The following is a 17,439-nucleotide window of genomic DNA, read 5'->3' on the forward strand; positions in this document are numbered from 1 at the left end:
CACGCACAGGCATTTTTCTGCGTGTGGCCGCCCAGTGGAGGTAGCGAAACACATGATTGCCCCAAGCCGGAAGAAACCAGACACGGCCCCGCCCCTGTTGACGGTGCGAACGAACGCCACGGGTATCGCTGTGAGGGGAGAGAGGTGAAGACGATGAGTGGGACCGCGATCTCTTTGTGCGGTGTGGGCAAGAGCTACTGGGAGGTCACCGCCGTTGATGATGTCAGTTTAGAGATCCCGCGCGGACAGGTGGTGTGTCTACTGGGACCAAATGGTGCCGGGAAAACCACGCTGATCGACATCGTGTTAGGTCTCACGCCTCCTGAAACTGGCAGCGTCGAATTATTGGGTTTCTCGCCAGCCAGTGCCGTGCAAGTCGGGGCCATCGGGGCGGTGTTGCAGGCCACTTCGTTGCTCGATGACGCGACCGTCGGGGAACTGATCGCGATGGTCTCGAGGTTGCACAAGCATCCGCTCGGGGTTTCGCGGACGTTGCAGAACGCAGGGATCGCGGATCTGGCTCGCCGTCGCTCCACGAAATTGTCCGGCGGTCAACGGCGACGGGTGACCTATGCCCTGGCTATTGCAGGCAACCCGGATATTTTGGTGCTCGATGAGCCGACTGCCGCGATGGATGTTGCGTCCCGTCACGCTTTTTGGGCATCAATTCGTGACATCACGAGCGTGGGCAAGACGGTGCTGTTTGCGACTCATCATCTGGCTGAAGCCGAGAAATTTGCTGACCGGGTGATCTTTATACAAGACGGCCGGATCATTGCCGACGGCACGGTGACCGAAGTACAGGAGTTGGCGGCCGGACGAGAGATCTCGGCAACGATCCCGACCGGTGACCACGAACAGATAGCCACGTTACCGGGGGTGATCGAGGCCAGCTGGCGACACAATCGTGTCACCCTACTCAGTGCACGGTCGGACGACACGTTACGCGCACTGGTGCAACGAGTGCCCTCGGCGGAATCGATTGAGGTGGCTGGACTGTCACTCGAGCGCGCGTTCCTTACCCTCACGGCACAGCAGAGAAAGGTGTCGTGATGCTGGGCTACCTCACCCTGGAACTTCGCCGTGCCTTGCGCGCGTCAGGCACGCTACTTTTCACTCTGGTTTTCCCGGCGGTGTTCTACGCGCTCGAGAGCCTGCTCTTCAGTGATTCAGGCTCTGCGGTTGAGCCTCGACAGATCATGATCGGGATGAGCGTCTGGGGCACCGTGACCGCTGGACTGCTCGTGGGCACTCGCATTGTTGATGAGCGTGCGACCGGGTGGCAACGCGTCCTTCGTCTCACGCCACTGTCTGGGCGCGGCTACCTGACTACAAAAGTCATCGTCGGTGTCTTCGTGGGGCTTCCTGCCGTGATTGTCGTGCCTGTCGTGGCGGTTTTGCTCGACGGGGTCGCGCTGACGCCACGTGACTGGGCATTCGCAACGGTGGGCGTGTGGATCGGTTCGATCCCCTTCGCCGTCTTAGGCGTGACGATCGGGCTTTTCGCCCAGAAAGAGAACGTGCAGACGATCGTCATCGTGTTGATGCTCGCCCTGGCCACGCTCGGAGGACTCTTTCTTCCACTGAACCTGCTACCGGAGGTGTGGACCTCGGTTGCTCAGCTGATGCCGAGCTACTGGCTCGCCGAACTCGGGTTGGCAGGTACAGACCCGGTGCGCGCCGTCCCCGCGATCATCATCCTCACAGCGTGGTTCGGGGTCTTGGCCCTCATATCTCTGTGGCGGTATCGCCGTGTCGCTGAGAGAATCTAAGGAGGATCGGAGGAGATGATGAAGACACCGTGGGCCGCAGTACTGATTGCTACCGGCTTCATGGTGCTCACCATCCCTTCCTGGGTGTCGCTGTTAAGCGAACCCGAGTATGCGCCGTATAGCACCTTCCTCATTATTCTTGCCGTCGTCTACGGGATCACGACCATCGCCTCGGCGTTTCTGGTCAACCTCCGCAGGGCAGCGGCACTCCGAATCACTGCCGTGATTCTCGTCGGCTCCCTGGGGTTGATCCTGGTGGTGTTGCTCGGGGCGGGAAGTGCCCCCATTTTCGCGCCAGCGCTCTGTCTGATGCTTGTCCTCTTGCCCCGTGTGCCAGGGATCGTCACGGCCATGGTGGGCCTGCTTGTCCTGGGGGTGGTGAGCTTTGTTGAGGGGGTGGCCCATGAGAACGTTCCGAATTTCGTGATGCTACTTTCGGTAGCTATCGCCACGGTGCTCGTCCTGCAACTCGTGGAGGTCAACGAACAACTCGTTGACGCCAAAGATGCGATAGCTGATATGGCCGTGCTTCGAGAACGCGAACGAGTCTCGCGCGACCTGCACGATGTGCTTGGTCGCTCAGCGACCACGATTGCCCTCAAAGCCCGACTGAGTGCTGAGTTGCTCTCGCGTTCCGACCACCGTCGAGCCCTGGCTGAAGTCGAGGACATCAACCGGCTGGCTTCAACCATCTCTCGGGATACTCGAGACGCCGTGCGCAATCTGCGCCAGACGACGCTCGACGCAGAACTCCTTGCAGCGGAAGCGACCGCACACGCCGCGGGTATACGGCTTGATATTCACCGTATGGGAATCCCAGAACCTCGCGACGAACCTGTCCTGGCAATGGTCATTCGAGAGTCTGTCACGAACGCGGTGCGACATGCGAATGCGAGCCTGATATCCATCACCGTCGAGGCCAGTGGTGTGGAAATCGCCGACGACGGTCACGGCGGGTCTGTGATCGAAGGCGAAGGTATCCGAGGTATGAAAGATCGGATCTGCGCATGCGGTGGAACCCTCAGCGTCGACAGTGGCCAGAACCAGGGGACCGTGGTGACAGCGAGGTTGCCGTGATTCGTATCCTTCTTGCCGATGATCAGCTGATGTTTCGCCGAGCCCTGTCAACCTATATCGAGCTCACAACCAACTTCGAGGTCGTAGCTGAAGCATCCGATGCGGACCAGGCACTGCACTCGATTCGACACACGCAACCCGACGTTGCACTCCTGGACATCCACATGCCGGGAGACGGTCTCATGGTCGCACAAGAGGTGGCCCGATGGGGTGCGAAGACTCGAGTAATAATGTGTACAACATTCGATCGGCCCGGATACGTACTTCGAGCATGGCAGATCGGTTGCGCCGGATTCGTCACCAAGGACAAAGAACCGAGTGCACTCATCAGCGTGATCCGAAGGGTCGCTGCCGGGGAGCGCGTGTTCGATCCACAGCTTCTCCAAGAGGCTCGGACCTGGGGAGCGAACCCGCTGACGGCCAGAGAGCGAGACGTTCTGCGTGCAAGCGCCGACGGTGTGGCGGTGCGTCAGATCGCCGCTCGTCTCTTCCTGAGCAACGGAACAATCCGCAACCATTTGTCGTCGGCGATCGGAAAGACCGGGGCGTCCTCTCGAGCCCAGGCTGTCGAACGGGCCCGTGAACGCGGTTGGCTCTGAGATGGTCGCTGGCCTGTTACTCTCCAGGCCCGACCCTAGCCCGCTCATCAGTTGACTCAGCTGCTCACCAGAGGAGTTCTCCGGAAGAGGTACTGGATGGTAATGTTCATCACATGATCTCCCTCGGGCACATCGATGCTGAAGTGCAACGTGCCGACGAAAACGCCGTCACACCCCGCGTGGATGCCAAACTCTGCGCTGTGCTCAAACGCTTGACTGCACGGCGTGCGGTCCAACACGCCAGTCTCGCTTTGGCCAGTGGAGAGGGAACTCGCTACTGGGCGGGTGCCTCAGGGCCGGCAGATGAGTCGGGTACGCCCATGGGTCCGCAGACGCCCTTTTTTATCGCCTCGGTGACCAAAATCTTCATTGCCACACTGTTGTTGCAGGCTGTCGAACGGCAGGAAATAGAGTTGAACGCTCCCCTGACTCACTATCTCCCGGTGGAGGTGACTGAGGGTTTGCATCTCTACCGTGGCAAGGACTACAGCTCCCAGATAACTGTGGGCAATCTGGCCACCCATACCTCTGGGTTGCCCGATTATTTGGAGAAGCGCCGAGACGCCAGGAGCCTCTACGACTACCTAGCCTCCGGAGAGGATATTGGGTGGGATTTCACCCAGGCGTTGAAGATTTCCAAGGAGCAACAGCACCCACACTTCGCCCCGCAGGATCTCGATGCCAAACGACAGAAGGCCCGGTACTCCGATACCGGGTTCCTGTTGCTGATTCGTGTGCTGGAGGAGGCCACCGGCCAGTGCTATGCGGACCTGCTCAGGCAACGCATCACCGGGCCGCTGGGCCTGAAGAAAACTCAGCTACCCGGTGCGGTACCCGATGCCCAGTGTGCTCAGCTGAGCAGGAGGGGTCAGTGGGTCCGACTCCCAGAGCTGATCCGCTCCAGCCACGACCTCATCAGCACCCCCGCAGAACTCATCACCTTTCAGCGTGCCTTGCTGGGAGGGGAACTCTTCAACGATCCCGCTACCAGCGGTCTGCTGACTCAGTGGAGAAACCGGCTCCGGAACATTCCCATCCTGAGTTATGGGCTGGGGACGATGTATTTCCGCGAGCTGATCGGTCACTCGGGCGCCACCGGCACCTGGCTTTTCTATTCGCCAAAACGAGACCTCTACCTCGCCGGTACGGTCGATATCACCAGTGGCCAGTCGCTACCCTTCCGATTGTTTCCAACCTTGGTGCGTGCCTGGGGGTAGGTCTTAGGCCATCTGTGCGGTCATCGGGATCCGTCCTCCGGCGATCACCATCTGCACCTGCCGGTCTGAGAGCCGGTGACGCAACCGCACCTGGCGCTCGCCGATGGTTGCGGTCAGCTCTGACCCGTTCTTTAGGGCTTCATGGAGACCATCGAGCACGAGCACGTCGTCCTGGTTGACGGCATCATGATCGGCCGGATCGGCAAATTCGAGGGGAAGGATCCCGAAATTCGCCAAATTCTGCCAGTGAATCCGGGCGAAGGATGTAGCGATCACGACCCGCAACCCCAGGTAGCGGGGTGCCACGACAGCATGTTCGCGGGAGGAACCCTGTCCGTAGTTCTCGCCACCGATCACCGCGTGGCCACCCTGTTGCTGTTGGGCCCGGCGCGGATACGTCGCATCAATGCGTTCAAAGCAGAAATCGGAGATCCGGGGGATATTGCTGCGATAGGGGAGCACTCGGGAACCGGCGGGCATGATCTCATCGGTGGACACATCATCATCCATCACCAGCAGCACCGGTAGCTCGACGGTATCCGGCAGGGGGTCGAAGTCTGGCAACGAGGAGATATTCGGTCCTTTGATCAGCTCCACCTCACGGGCCTGATCCTCCGGTAGCGGGGCAAGGAGCATCGCGTCAAAGGTGCTGAAGCTCTCGGGCATCTCCGGGCGCGGATAGCTGATCCCGTGGCTATCGGCTAGCGTGCGGGGATCGGTGATCCGTCCGGTCAGGGCAGCTGCAGCGGCGGTCTCCGGGGAACACAGCCACACCGAGTCTTCTTCGGTCCCCGAACGGCCCGGGAAATTGCGCGGCATGGTGCGCAGTGAATTCCGCCCACTGGCCGGGGCTTGCCCCATGCCGATGCACCCCAGACAACCGGATTGGTGGACCCGCGCTCCCGAGGCGACCAGCGAGCTCAACCATCCGCCGGCCACCAAATCAGCGAGCACCTCGCGGGAGGTGGGGTTGATATCGACCGATACCCGCGGATGAGTTTGCCGATCGTGGAGAATCTCGGCGACGACCGCGAAGTCACGCAACCCGGGGTTGGCAGAGGATCCGACGACCACCTGGTAGACCTCCTCGTCGTCGACCTCGGCTACGGGCACCACATTGCCCGGCGAGGACGGGCGGGCAATGAGTGGCTCCAGGTTGGACAGATCGATGTGTTCGGTCACGTCATAGGAGGCGTCGTCGTCGGCGACGAGAGGCGTGAAATCTTCCTCACGGCCCACGGCCTGAAGATAAGTGCGGGCGGCATCATCGGCGGGAAACACGCTCGTGGTCGCGCCGAGTTCGGCGCCCATATTGGCAATGACATGCCGGTCCATCGCCGTCAGACCGGAAAGGCCGGGACCGTGGTACTCGATGATGCGACCGACACCGCCTTTGACCCCGTGCCGGCGCAACATCTCCAACACCACATCTTTGGCGGACACCCAGTCGGGGAGCTCCCCGGTCAGCTCGACTCCCCACACCTCGGGCATGGTGACATACAGTGGCTGACCGGCCATGGCCATGGCGACTTCCAAACCGCCGACACCAATGGCCAGCATGCCCAGTGCCCCGGCCGCGCACGTATGTGAGTCCGAGCCGATCAGGGTCGTCCCAGGTTTGCCAAAGTGTGCCTGGTGCACCGGATGGGAGACGCCGTTGCCGGCTTTGGAATACCACAGGCCGAAGCGTTGGGCCGCCGATTGTAGAAAAACGTGGTCATCGGGGTTCTTTTCATCGGTCTGGAGGAGGTTGTGGTCGACATACTGCACCGAGAGATCGGTGCGGATCCGGTCGAGGCCCAAGGCTTCCAGCTCCAGCATCACCATGGTGCCGGTGGCGTCCTGGGTGAGAGTCTGATCGACGGTCATCGCGATCTCTTCACCGGGGGTGAGTGTGCCGTCGACGAGGTGGGAGGCGATGAGCTTCTCAGTAACACTGCGAGCCATGACTATTCCTTCCGCAGGGTGCTCATACCTAGTTAGCTACTTGGTCAGCTATCTAGCCAGAGGGCGCACTTCCGTCTCGGGGCAACGATTCGATTGGCGTCGGGACGGAAGTGCGCCTGCGCCGGATTAAGCTTTCACTCTTGATCCTATCCCGGACGTGACCGGCGGCATAGTGGTGACTCAGCGGTAGCTACGAGACAGCCTGCGACGACAGAAAGGCATGCCATTCCGACACCACGTTGCGTGCCCAGTTGCGCTCACCTCAGGTGATATGTGCACCTGTTCATCACGTATTTACCCAATGGTTCAGGAAAGTATAACCTGATCATTTAGTCTCCCTGTACGGATCGCCGGTACTGGCCGGTAGAACTCACACCTCACGCGATACCTTCAGGAGCAGGAGAGATGTCACAGACCACCGTCGACCGTGGTACAGAGAGAGAAAAAGAGGCTGAGGTACAGTCTGAAGAAAGTCAGCCCAAACGCAGTCCTTTTGAGAGAATGGGGCTGACCGGCACCGCTCTGAGTGTTGCCAACTGGCTGTCAGTCATTGCAGCGATCTACGTGCTGATCACTGCGGTGAACGTCATCGGTTCCGGTTTCAAGATCGCCACCGGAGACCAGGCTGAAGACCTGTTCAGTTTCGCCTCCAACCCCATCGTGGGGCTGATGATCGGTGTGGTAGCCACCGCCCTGACACAGTCCTCGTCAACCACCACTTCGGTGACGGTAGGTATGGTGGCCGGCGGGATGCCACTGGACGTGGCCGTGCCGATCATTATGGGTGCCAACCTGGGGACCACGCTGACCAATACCTTGGTCTCGCTGGGTATGGTCCGCGATAAGGAACAGTTCCGGCGCGGTTTCGCTGCGGCCACCGTCCACGACTTCTTCAACTTGCTCGCCGTGCTGATCTTCCTGCCGTTGGAAATGATTTTCGGCCTGTTGCAGTCGGTCGCCACTGCAGTTGCTGATGCCACCGTCGGCAGTGACGTGACCATCATCAACGCGATCTTCGAAGGTATTGGGGCGGTCGTCTCCGGGGCCACCGAACCACTGGCCAACGGTATTGAATATGTCTTGGGCTTCCTGCCCGAAACCTGGCAGGGGGTCGTGATGATTCTGGTCGCCATCGGATTGATCCTGCTCGTGATCAACTTCATCGGCAAGATGCTCAACATTCTGATGGTGGGTAAGGCCAAGCAGGTGTTGCACACCGCCATCGGTCGCGGTCCGGTCACCAGCATCGCTTCCGGTACTGTGATCACCGTGATGGTCCAGTCCTCCTCGACCACCACCTCGCTGGTGGTGCCGCTGGCTGGCTCCGGTGTCTTCACCCTGAAACAGATCTACCCCTTCACCCTGGGTGCCAATATCGGGACCACGATCACCGCGCTGGTCGCAGCGTTTGCCTTCGAGGGAGTTGAGGCTGCTGCGGCACTGACCGCGGCTCTGGTTCACCTCTCTTTCAACCTTTTCGCCACCATCGTGATCTACGGTTTGCCCTTCCTACGCAACCTGCCGCCGCGGGGATCGACCTGGTTGGCCAACCTCGCCGCCGAGCGCAAGATCTACGCGGTGATCTGGGCAGTGGGCGTCTTCCTGGTGCTACCACTGATCCTGATCTTCGCCACCAGCGCTTTCTAACCGGTGCCACCCTTTCGAGAGACGAAGGACTGACTCATGAGCGAAAACAACGAGCTAGACCAAGACATTGAAACCCGTCTGGAACGTGTGTTGGCCGACACCGAGACCTCCATGGCTGAGTTGCGGGAGGAACTGACCCGGATCCAGACCGAACGTCGCCAACACCAAGAGGTCGACAGACTCGAAGAACACCTGGCCAACGCCACGGTCCGCTGGTCCAAGATCAAAGAGTTCCTGCAACTGATGGTTGCTGAACTGCGCGGCGCCCAGATTCACGCTGAGGACGCATCGGCCGAGAGCGCTGAGCAGGCCAGCGGACAGCAGGACAGCGGGGAGGAGAAGAACTAACTATGCGCAAAGTGTTTGCACTCAGCGCCGTGGGCGCTCTAGCCCTGACTGCCTGCTCAGCCGAAGCTGAGGAGGCCACCAACCCCATCGTGGCCCGCGGTTCGACCACCGTCGCTCCGATCACCGAGCTGATTGCCAACGACGGTGGATACAACGTCGAGATCACCGCGGAGGGCACCACCAACGGATTCGATGCCTTCTGCACCGGCGATGTCGCGATCAACAACGCCTCCGAGGCCATCCCTGGCGAGGATGCGGAGACCGACTACCTCAGTTTGTGTGAGGAGAACGGTGTGGAGTTCATCGAGCTACCCATCGCGCTGGACACCCTGGCTGTGGTGCGAAACTCCGCCAACGACTTCGCCGGTGACTTGACCATGGACGAGTTACAGGCCATCTGGGAGCCGGGTTCGGACGTGACCACCTGGTCTGATGTGCGCGAGGACTGGCCGGATGAGGAGATCGAGCTGGTCGGTCGTCCCGCCGGGTCGGGTACCTTCGACTACTTCACCCACCACGTCAATGGTGAAGCCGGAGAGATCCGCGATGACTACCGCAAAACCGATAACCTCGATCAGCTGGCCACCTGGATCTCTGAGGACGACAACGCCCTGGGGTTCATGGGTATCGGTAACTACTTCACCTCTGCCGATGACGAGGTGCGCGATGAGCTCGCCACCGTCAGTATTGAAGGTGTCGACCCCAGCCTGGAGAACGCCCAGAACGGCACCTACACCCCGCTGACACGGCCGCTATTCATCTACGTCAACCTCGACTCCCTTGAGGAAGACGAGAACCTGGAAGAGTTCGTCACCTACTACGTGGACAATGCTTACGAGATCATGCCACGGACGTTCTTCTACCGCCTCGGCGAGGACGACTACGAGAATGTGCGGGCCCGTCTTGAGGACCGCACCACCGGTTCCATTTACGAAGGTGACCCCTTCCGGTCCGAACCAGTCAGCGACCTGCTCGACTAGCTCGACTAAGACCGGTTCGAGTCAGTCGGCTACTACCGCCCGACTGCCACTGCTGACTGCCACTGCTGACTGCCACTGTCAGACACGGCCACGGTCTGGTTGAATGACTTTATGAGTACTTCAGCGCAGACCGTGGCCGATGTTCTTGATCAGGCACCTATCTGGGATGGGCATAATGATCTGCCCATCGCCCTGCGGGTGCGATATGGCTATTCCGTGACCGAGGCCGGACTAGCCGAAGGCAATACCTCTCTGCACACCGATATCCCCTCCCTGCAAGCCGGTGGGGTCGGCGCCCAGTTCTGGTCGGTCTTTGTTCCCTCGACCTTCAGCGAACCCGAGGCCGTGGCCGCCACGCTGGAACAAATCGACTGCGTCTACCGGCTCGTCGACCAGTTCCCGGACGTATTCGCCCTCGCCGACTCCGCTGATGGAGTCCGTGTCGCCTGGAAGCAGGGCAAGATCGCCTCGTTGCTCGGGATGGAAGGCGGGCACTGCATCAATGAATCCCTGGCTGTCTTGCGGATGATGCGCCGGTTGGGAGTCACCTATATGACCCTGACCCATAACGACAACACCTCGTGGGCGGCCTCAGCCACCGGAGACCCGGTGGAATTCGGGCTCACCGAATTCGGCCGTGAGGTGGTGGCGGAAATGAACCGGATCGGCATGCTGGTCGACCTGTCCCACGTCGCCTCCCAAACCATGCGCGATGCCCTGGACGCCTCCACGAAACCGGTGATCTTCTCCCATTCCAGCTGTCAAGGCATCCACGACCACCCGCGCAATGTACCCGACGACGTGCTCGGCCGGCTGGCCACCAACGGGGGAGTCCAAATGGTGACCTTCGTGCCCGAGTTCATCGCCGCCAACAAGGACCATGCCGGCATTGATGATGTTGTCGCCCACCTGGAACACGCCCGCGAGGTCGCCGGAATTGATCACATCGGTCTCGGTGGAGACTACGACGGCATCCCGTCGGGCCCGAAGGGCTTGGAACGGGTTGATGGCTACCCGCGGTTGCTTGAGGCACTGGTGGACAAGGACTGGTCTACCACCGACCTGGTAGCACTGACCAGCGGAAATATTCTCCGGGTTCTCGGTGATGCCCAGAGCCAGTGACCATAGCGAGCTGCTACATCCGCTGTCGTCGCTTAGACACAATTAATCTGTCGCCGGTTCCAGCCGATCAATCCGATGACGATCCCGCCAACAGCGATAGCCAGGAGCACTCCGACGGGACCTAGTTCAACCTGCTCCACCGGATATTCAGCCAGATGACCAAAAATATCAAGGTTTGCGAGCGCATCGGGAAGTTCCAGGAGCTGACCGAAGGTGGACATCACTGCGCCAAAACCGACGAAGAACCATCCGACTCCAAGAGCAATTTTCGGTAGCCATCCCAGTAATCCAACGACAACGCCGATCAAAGCCAGGACCGCGGGTACCTGCACAATACCAGCCAGCAACAGGTCCGCGAAGTACTTGCCACCTTCGGTATCTAGGGAGGCCAAGGCCCCCAAGCCCATACCCACGCCGACCACCACCTGAATAAGCAAGACCCCGAGGATCAGCACTCCCAGATGCGCGCCAAGCCAGGCGGTTCGACTCACCGGCGCCGACATCGCGTATTCAGCACGGCCAGAGTTTTCCTCACCGCGCACTTGGTGGAGTCCGCTAACCCCGGCAGCGCCGATGAAGACAGTCATAAACACAGCTATATAAGCCAAGTAACCTCGCAACATGTCCTCTCCGGCAAAGACTTGGGCCATCTCCGGCGGGAGGTCATCGGCAACGTCAACAACCGTCTGAGCGAAACTGCCAAACATCAACGAGGCCAGCAACAGCGCGATGACCCACCCAGTCAACGTGCCCTTGAGGGTGTGAAGAGCTAAGCCCTGCGGGGTACCCAGCAACGGTCGAGCCACCCGGGGTCCCAACCGGGTCGGCACGAGGCTTGCTCCGACGTCACGGGTTGTAGAAAGCCAGTAGCCTAACCACACCAGGAGTATCGCGAAACCAGTCGGAATCAAAAGAGGCCACCAACGGTCGTCAACATAGGGTGCAGTTTGTTGAGCCCAGGCCAGCGGAGAAAACCAGGACAGTGTGCTACCGCCAGGTTCAGCGGCATCACCTCCCATCCGGACGAGAAAGGCAAGGCCGAGCGTGGCTCCGGCGATGCCCGAGGCTGCTCGGGAGGACTCGCTCAATTGTGCAGCCACGGTAGCTATACCAGCGAAAAAGAGGCCGACCGCGCATGCGCCGATGGCGACCAGCAGGGAGCCTTGCACAGCATAGTCGGCTGACAGTGCTGCGATCCAGATCAGCAGGCCAACGACAAGATTGCAGATTCCGGCCAACAGCAATGCTGCGGTCAGGGTGGCATGGCGGCCCACAACGTTGGCCCGGATCAGCTCAGCACGTCCGGTCTGTTCCTCCAATCGGGTGTGCCGTACCACCGTAAATATGCTCATCAGCCCAACGAGTAGATAAAGGTAAAGAACGTATCCGCCGGAGAATAACCGTTCATGGGTTGGGTTTTCCATCCCGAAACCGGGACCACTGATCATCCTTCCCAGTGGATCAGTAAACATAGTGGTCATTGTCCGCAATTCGTCCTCGGTTTCGGCCAAAAACTGGATCGCATGGGCAAAGTAGAAGCCCAAACACCCAATCCCCACAATCCATGCTGTCGCGCGAATTCGGTCGCGACGCACCATGAAACGGAGCAGAATGGCGGTACCGGAAAAAGGCGCCTGCCTCCTCGCGGGCTTGAGAGCATACTGGGCTCGGCCTGATTTAACACTCATCTCAGGACACCTCCTTCGGTGTGCCGGAGCTTGCATCACGTGCGGAGAGACCATCTCCATAGTGGCGCATCAGCAGTTCCTCCAATGTTGGCGGATGCGCCATAATGGACCGAACGCCCAGTTCAGCCAGGTCGCTCATCACCTCGTGAATGTGGTCGCCATCCACCTGGAAGATGGCGCGTTGTCCCTCAGTGCGGAAGTCATGGACAAAGCTTTGATTGGCAAGCGGTGCGGCCGAACGGGCGGTTTCAACCTCTAGCGTGGTTCTGCTCATCAGGCGCAACTCGGTCAGTGAACCAGACTGTACGATACGGCCAGCGCGGATAATCGACACCCGATCAGACAGCGCCTCAACCTGAGCCAGAATATGACTCGAAAGCAGTACTGAGCGACCCTGGTCTTTGATCTCGTGGATGACTTTCTGGAAGACTGCCTCCATTAAGGGGTCAAGCCCTGCAGTGGGTTCATCTAAAAGTAACAGGTCCACGTCCGCTGCCAGGGCAGAGATCAATGCCACTTTCTGCCGGTTGCCCTTGGAATAGGTTCGAGTCTTTTTCCGCGGATCGAGGTCGAACCGTTCGATCAGTTCATCGCGCCTGGTTGGGTGATAAGTTCCTCGCAGGCGGAGGAACATATCGATGACCTCACCTCCGGTCAGGTTTGGCCAAAGCTCCACGTCACCGGGCACATAGGCCAAGCGCTCGTGTAAGGCGACCGCATCACGCCATGGGTCGCGCCCGAAGAGTTCAATATGTCCGGCATCGGCGCGCAGTAAGCCTAGCAGTACCCGCATGGTGGTCGACTTACCTGCACCATTCGGGCCCAGAAAACCATGCACCTCACCGGGTTCCACAGACAGGTTTAGGCCATCCAGCGCTCGGACCGAGCCGAACGTCTTGACGAGATTTTTGGCATAGATCACCGCAGTATTCTCGTTCATCGCACCTTCCTTTGATTAGTCCTCAGGTGAGGAGTACCTTTCAACAAAGTCCACGAGGTCAGGATTTGCCTCGGGAATAAGCACGCCCTGCAGAAAAATCTCAGACACGGCGGCGACATAAGGGCCCCACTGCTCGGGAGGGTCGTCTATCGGAGAGCTTCCCAAAAGCCGTTTCATCTGCTTGTGGAGGACCAAGGAACCAAACGACATCAACAGGAGTAGGACCGCACGATGACGCCTATTCTGGCTGGAGCGCATTTGCCCGAGTTCTTCGGCTTCCCCTGCATAGACCAAAAAGTCCTCAATCAACTGATCAAAAAGTTCATCGACTTCCTCTCCACCTTCAGCAAAGGCTCTAACGACGTAGCGGGCAAGGTGGCTCGACTCTTGGATGGCATCGAAGATGTAGCTCTGCGGAAAATGTCCTTCACGGTAGACCGCATTGAGTTTTGCGGCCCGAATCCGTTCAGCGGCGTATCTGTCGCAAGCTTTGCGCAGCTGGGCCTTGGAACCGAAATGGTGGACCACTAACGGAGCAGAAACTCCGGCTCGGCGCGCAATAGTCTTGAGCCCCACGTTATTCAAGCCGTGCTCGGCGAAGAGCACGAGCGCTGCATCTCGGATACGTTCTTTGGCCGATTTTTCCTGTTCAGAGCAGGACGAATTGTCGTCGCTGGCGAGGTGATCCGTGACAGCAGTGGAGTGCTCGTGATGTCCGATGTGGGGATTGGAGGCTCCGTAACGGTAGACCATCATCGCCGTCTCCCTTCGCTATAACCAGGGCGCCTCAATTAGTGTTGAGCCCCGGTATGAAAGACGGTAGCTGAACGGTCATTTAGCCCACAAGAACACTGAATACAAGGTGTTCAGCGTTCAGTGGGAATTCCCGACAGCGAGCTTTGCATCGACCAGACCCTCGAGATTTTGCAATGCTTGCGACTCGATGGTCGTCAGTAGTCCTTTAAGCGAATAGTGCGATAACGACGGGAGGTTACCGTTCCGGTACCGGGCAACGGCCGGTTGCGATCTGGTGATACCGCAAGGGCTGAAGGAGCCGCCCAAAGTAAACCTTGAGGAACATGTTCCCGACACAACGCCGATCCGGCCTGTTCGGCTTAACGTGAATGTCCCGGGAGGAGGGCACTTCCAGAAAGGTCACCTAGGGACTCGTTTCGTCCGTTTTGTGGCTTGAGCTTGGCGGCATGGAGAGCGGAGAGACCAACTAGAGCGAGGTATCTCGTTGCAAGGGGCTCTTCGTCAAGCACTGAGGCTCGAAAAAGTACTTGCGGACGACCCGTCGCGACACCGGGAGAGTGACATCGGTATGAGGTGACGGCGACCCAGGGGAAGAAGACCTTACGCCCATTGTCCAGGGTCCGGTTCGAGACCCCGCTCTGACTTAGGGTGGTGAGCTCCCCTCCGGTGCGCAAATACGTCAAGTCCAGCGACACAGCGAGATGAGGGATTGGGACGAATCCCGTCGTGGCATTTCGGTCAGGCTTGAAACGAAGTCGCAGCATGCACATGAACAACTCAGGATCGTAGAAACCCACCGCGGTTTCTGAATATGTCTGTGAAACTGGCTTTGACTCAGCCTTGTTGACAGCCTCCACACAGGGTTTTTAGTGTGTAATGTATGTCACAGTCGCGTCCGGTGTTGACCATTCTCATCCCCTCCGACCGGGACCATCCCAGCCCGGTCCCTGCCGGTCTGGACAGGATCGAAGACCGAGTCGAGATTCGGTTGTCCGTCGCCGAGCAACTGCCCGAAAAACTCGCCGGAGCCCACGGACTACTGTTGTGGGATTTCTTCTCCGATGCGATCCAGAATGCCTGGCATACCACCGAGCAGCTGGAATGGATCCACGTCGCCGCAGCCGGCGTGGACAAGTTGCTCTTTGACGAGCTCCGTGACTCCGAGGTGACCGTCACCAACGCCCAAGGCATCTTTGACCGGCCTATTGCCGAGTGGGTTCTGGGCGCTATTCTCGCCGAGGCCAAGGACTTTGCCGGCAATTACCGGTTGAAAAACACCAAGTCGTGGAAGCATCGGGAAACCACACGGGTCGAAGGCGCCAAGGCCCTGGTGATCGGCACCGGCGCGATCGGACGAGAGATCGCCCGAATGTTGCGCGCCGCCGGACTGAACGTCACCGGTGCGGGCCGACGCGCTCGCGACCACGATGAGGACTTCGGCGAGGTCGTGCTTTCAGAAGATCTCATCCGCCACGTCGGAGAGTTCGACGTCATGATCAATGCGGCACCACTGACCCCGGCCACCACCGGGCTCATCGACGCCGAGGTGCTCGCCGCGGTCAAACCAGGGGCTCATGTGATCAATATCGGTCGCGGGCCCAGTGTGGATGAATCAGCACTCATCACAGCATTGCGTGAAGGTCCCTTAGGTTTTGCCTCACTGGATGTGTTCACTGAAGAACCCCTCCCACAGACCTCAGAACTGTGGGAGTTGGACAACGTGATGATCTCATCGCATATGTCCGGGGATGTCACAGGCTGGCGCGAGGCACTGGCCGAACAGTTCCTCGACAACGCCGAACGCTGGTTGGCCGATCAGCCGTTACACAATGTCGTGGATAAGACCGCCGGCTACGTACCGGGTGTGGGCTAGCAACCGGTGGGGCGATGTGACAGGAGCAGGCATGACCGATCTCGCCGAACTCAGCGCCAGCGAGTTAGTGCAAGGGTACGCCCAACAAGACTTCACCCCGGTGGAGGTCACCGAAGCGGTGCTGGACCGGATTGACCAGGACAACGGGGATCTGAATGCCTTCGTGCTTGTTGCTCGGACCGTGGCCCTGTCGATGGCCGAAGACTCTACCCGACGCTGGAAAAACGGGGAGCCCCTGGGCCCCGGTGATGGTGTGCCCACCTCAATCAAAGATCTGCTCCTGACCAAGGGGTGGCCCACGCTGCGCGGTAGCCGGCTCATCTCCGAAGACGGGCCCTGGCCCGATGATGCGCCCGCCGTGGCACGGTTGCGCGAAGCCGGTGCGGTCTTTATCGGAAAGGTCACCACCCCCGAGTTTGCTTGGAAGGCCCTCACCGACTGCCTTCGCCACGGAGTCACCACCAACCCGTGGGATATTTCGCGACACGCCGGAGGATCCTCCGGTGGGGGAGCAGCAGCGGTCGCCGCCGGGATGGGGCCTTGGTCGGTGGGCACCGACGGTGGTGGCTCGCTACGTATTCCGGCGTCCTTTACCGGCACAGTCACCCTGAAACCGACCTACGGCACGGTGCCCCTCTACCCCTCCTCACCCTTTGGAACCTTGGCCCACGGTGGGCCAATGACCCGCACAGTCACAGATGCCGCGGTGATGATGGACATCATCTCCGGTTTCGACTCCCGCGACTGGTCGGCCCTGCCGACCCCCATCGGATCATTCACCGAAGGACTCGACGACGGGGTCCGCGGCGTGCGGATCGCCTATTCTCCCACCCTTGGTTTCGGGCGCAACGACCCTGAGGTGCAACGCCTGGTCGAGAACGCGGTGCACGTGTTTGAAGACCACGGAGCTCACATCGAGCAGGTGGATCCCCCGATCAGTGATCCGATTGAGCCGTTTCAGCTGTTGTGGTTTACCGGAGCCGCCAAAGTGCTTGAAGCCTACGGCCCCAACGCCCTGGAGGCTATCGATCCTGGGCTGCGTCAGGGAATCGAGAAATATCACCACGCCTCTGCACTGGACTACCTTAGCGCCCAAGCCGTCCGGATGGATCTGGGCATGACCATGGGTGCTTTTCACGAGACCTACGACCTGTTGGTGACACCGACCATGCCGATCACCGCCTTCGACTGCACCTCTCAGATGCCGGTCGACTGGGAGGGCGAATTCTGGACCTCGTGGACCCCCTATACCTACCCCTTTAATATGACCCAGCAACCGGCAGCCTCTGTTCCCTGCGGTGTGTCACCGGCCGATGGGCTCCCGGTGGGGTTGCAGATCATCGCGGCCCGCACCCAGGACCGGCTGGTGCTACGCGCTGCCCGAGCCTACGAACAGGCCGCAGGTGAGCAATTCGTACGGCCGATCCGGCCTCACGCGGCCTAAAACCCGCGTCGAAGCGCGTTATGCAACGA

15 protein-coding genes are annotated in these 17,439 nt (G+C 59.8%); 11 read left to right on the plus strand and 4 right to left on the minus strand.

Translation table 11 applies throughout. The features are described 5' to 3' along the window. The first annotated feature begins 153 nt into the window (after nt 1–153). The 5 genes from QDX22_RS08975 to QDX22_RS08995 all read left to right on the plus strand — a co-directional run bounded on the left by QDX22_RS08975 (nt 154) and on the right by QDX22_RS08995 (nt 4,665). Entirely contained in the window at nt 154–1,053 is a 900-nt protein-coding gene (locus QDX22_RS08975; RefSeq protein WP_110100849.1) for an ABC transporter ATP-binding protein, read from the plus strand. Then, the gene (locus tag QDX22_RS08980) at nt 1,053–1,772 is read left to right on the plus strand and encodes an ABC transporter permease (RefSeq protein ID WP_110100848.1); all 720 of its coding nucleotides are present in this window, start codon (nt 1,053–1,055) and stop codon (nt 1,770–1,772) included. The genes QDX22_RS08975 and QDX22_RS08980 overlap by 1 nt, the downstream gene beginning before the upstream one ends. Before the next feature lie 15 nt (nt 1,773–1,787). Beyond that, nucleotides 1,788–2,849 carry a sensor histidine kinase gene (locus QDX22_RS08985; RefSeq protein ID WP_279674644.1) on the plus strand — a complete coding sequence of 354 codons (1,062 nt, stop codon included), beginning with the start codon at nt 1,788–1,790 and terminating at the stop codon, nt 2,847–2,849. Then, entirely contained in the window at nt 2,846–3,448 is a 603-nt protein-coding gene (locus tag QDX22_RS08990) for a response regulator transcription factor (RefSeq protein WP_110100846.1), read from the plus strand. Before QDX22_RS08985 ends, QDX22_RS08990 begins: the two co-directional genes overlap by 4 nt. A gap of 113 nt (nt 3,449–3,561) precedes the next feature. Continuing rightward, nucleotides 3,562–4,665, plus strand: a complete 1,104-nt coding sequence (locus QDX22_RS08995; RefSeq protein WP_110100845.1) for a serine hydrolase domain-containing protein — start codon at nt 3,562–3,564, stop codon at nt 4,663–4,665. A 3-nt stretch (nt 4,666–4,668) separates the two neighbouring features. Here QDX22_RS08995 and QDX22_RS09000 read toward each other — a convergent pair whose 3' ends face one another. Continuing rightward, nucleotides 4,669–6,612, minus strand: coding sequence for an aconitate hydratase (locus QDX22_RS09000; protein WP_110100844.1), 1,944 nt, complete (start codon nt 6,610–6,612; stop codon nt 4,669–4,671). A 405-nt stretch (nt 6,613–7,017) separates the two neighbouring features. On the opposite strand from QDX22_RS09000, the gene QDX22_RS09005 reads away from it, so the two are divergent. The 4 genes from QDX22_RS09005 to QDX22_RS09020 all read left to right on the plus strand — a co-directional run bounded on the left by QDX22_RS09005 (nt 7,018) and on the right by QDX22_RS09020 (nt 10,709). Next, nucleotides 7,018–8,259, plus strand: a complete 1,242-nt coding sequence (locus QDX22_RS09005) for a Na/Pi cotransporter family protein (RefSeq protein WP_110100843.1) — start codon at nt 7,018–7,020, stop codon at nt 8,257–8,259. Between the two features lie 36 nt (nt 8,260–8,295). Continuing rightward, nucleotides 8,296–8,607 carry a hypothetical protein gene (locus QDX22_RS09010; RefSeq protein WP_110100842.1) on the plus strand — a complete coding sequence of 104 codons (312 nt, stop codon included), beginning with the start codon at nt 8,296–8,298 and terminating at the stop codon, nt 8,605–8,607. A 2-nt stretch (nt 8,608–8,609) separates the two neighbouring features. Beyond that, complete coding sequence (locus tag QDX22_RS09015) at nt 8,610–9,587, plus strand: PstS family phosphate ABC transporter substrate-binding protein (protein ID WP_110100841.1); 978 nt, start codon at nt 8,610–8,612, stop codon at nt 9,585–9,587. A 111-nt stretch (nt 9,588–9,698) separates the two neighbouring features. Then, the gene (locus QDX22_RS09020; protein ID WP_110100840.1) at nt 9,699–10,709 is read left to right on the plus strand and encodes a dipeptidase; all 1,011 of its coding nucleotides are present in this window, start codon (nt 9,699–9,701) and stop codon (nt 10,707–10,709) included. 32 nt (nt 10,710–10,741) lie between these two features. Here QDX22_RS09020 and QDX22_RS09025 read toward each other — a convergent pair whose 3' ends face one another. From QDX22_RS09025 to QDX22_RS09035, 3 genes are read right to left on the minus strand one after another with little or no spacing between them, the layout of a single operon-like run. Continuing rightward, nucleotides 10,742–12,397, minus strand: a complete 1,656-nt coding sequence (locus tag QDX22_RS09025) for an ABC transporter permease (RefSeq protein WP_110100839.1) — start codon at nt 12,395–12,397, stop codon at nt 10,742–10,744. A 1-nt stretch (nt 12,398) separates the two neighbouring features. Beyond that, nucleotides 12,399–13,337, minus strand: a complete 939-nt coding sequence (locus QDX22_RS09030; RefSeq protein WP_110100838.1) for an ABC transporter ATP-binding protein — start codon at nt 13,335–13,337, stop codon at nt 12,399–12,401. Between the two features lie 15 nt (nt 13,338–13,352). After that, nucleotides 13,353–14,093, minus strand: a complete 741-nt coding sequence (locus QDX22_RS09035; protein ID WP_110100837.1) for a TetR/AcrR family transcriptional regulator — start codon at nt 14,091–14,093, stop codon at nt 13,353–13,355. Nucleotides 14,094–14,973: 880 nt separating this feature from the next. Here QDX22_RS09035 and QDX22_RS09040 point away from each other — a divergent pair. Then, nucleotides 14,974–15,966, plus strand: a complete 993-nt coding sequence (locus QDX22_RS09040) for a D-2-hydroxyacid dehydrogenase (RefSeq protein WP_110100835.1) — start codon at nt 14,974–14,976, stop codon at nt 15,964–15,966. A 31-nt stretch (nt 15,967–15,997) separates the two neighbouring features. After that, on the plus strand, nt 15,998–17,410 hold the full coding sequence (locus QDX22_RS09045; protein WP_110100834.1) for an amidase: 1,413 nt from the start codon (nt 15,998–16,000) through the stop codon (nt 17,408–17,410). The last annotated feature ends 29 nt before the right edge of the window (nt 17,411–17,439 follow it).

It is taken from the genome of Auritidibacter ignavus, assembly GCF_029853775.1.
Classification (GTDB): Bacteria; Actinomycetota; Actinomycetes; order Actinomycetales; family Micrococcaceae; genus Auritidibacter; species Auritidibacter ignavus.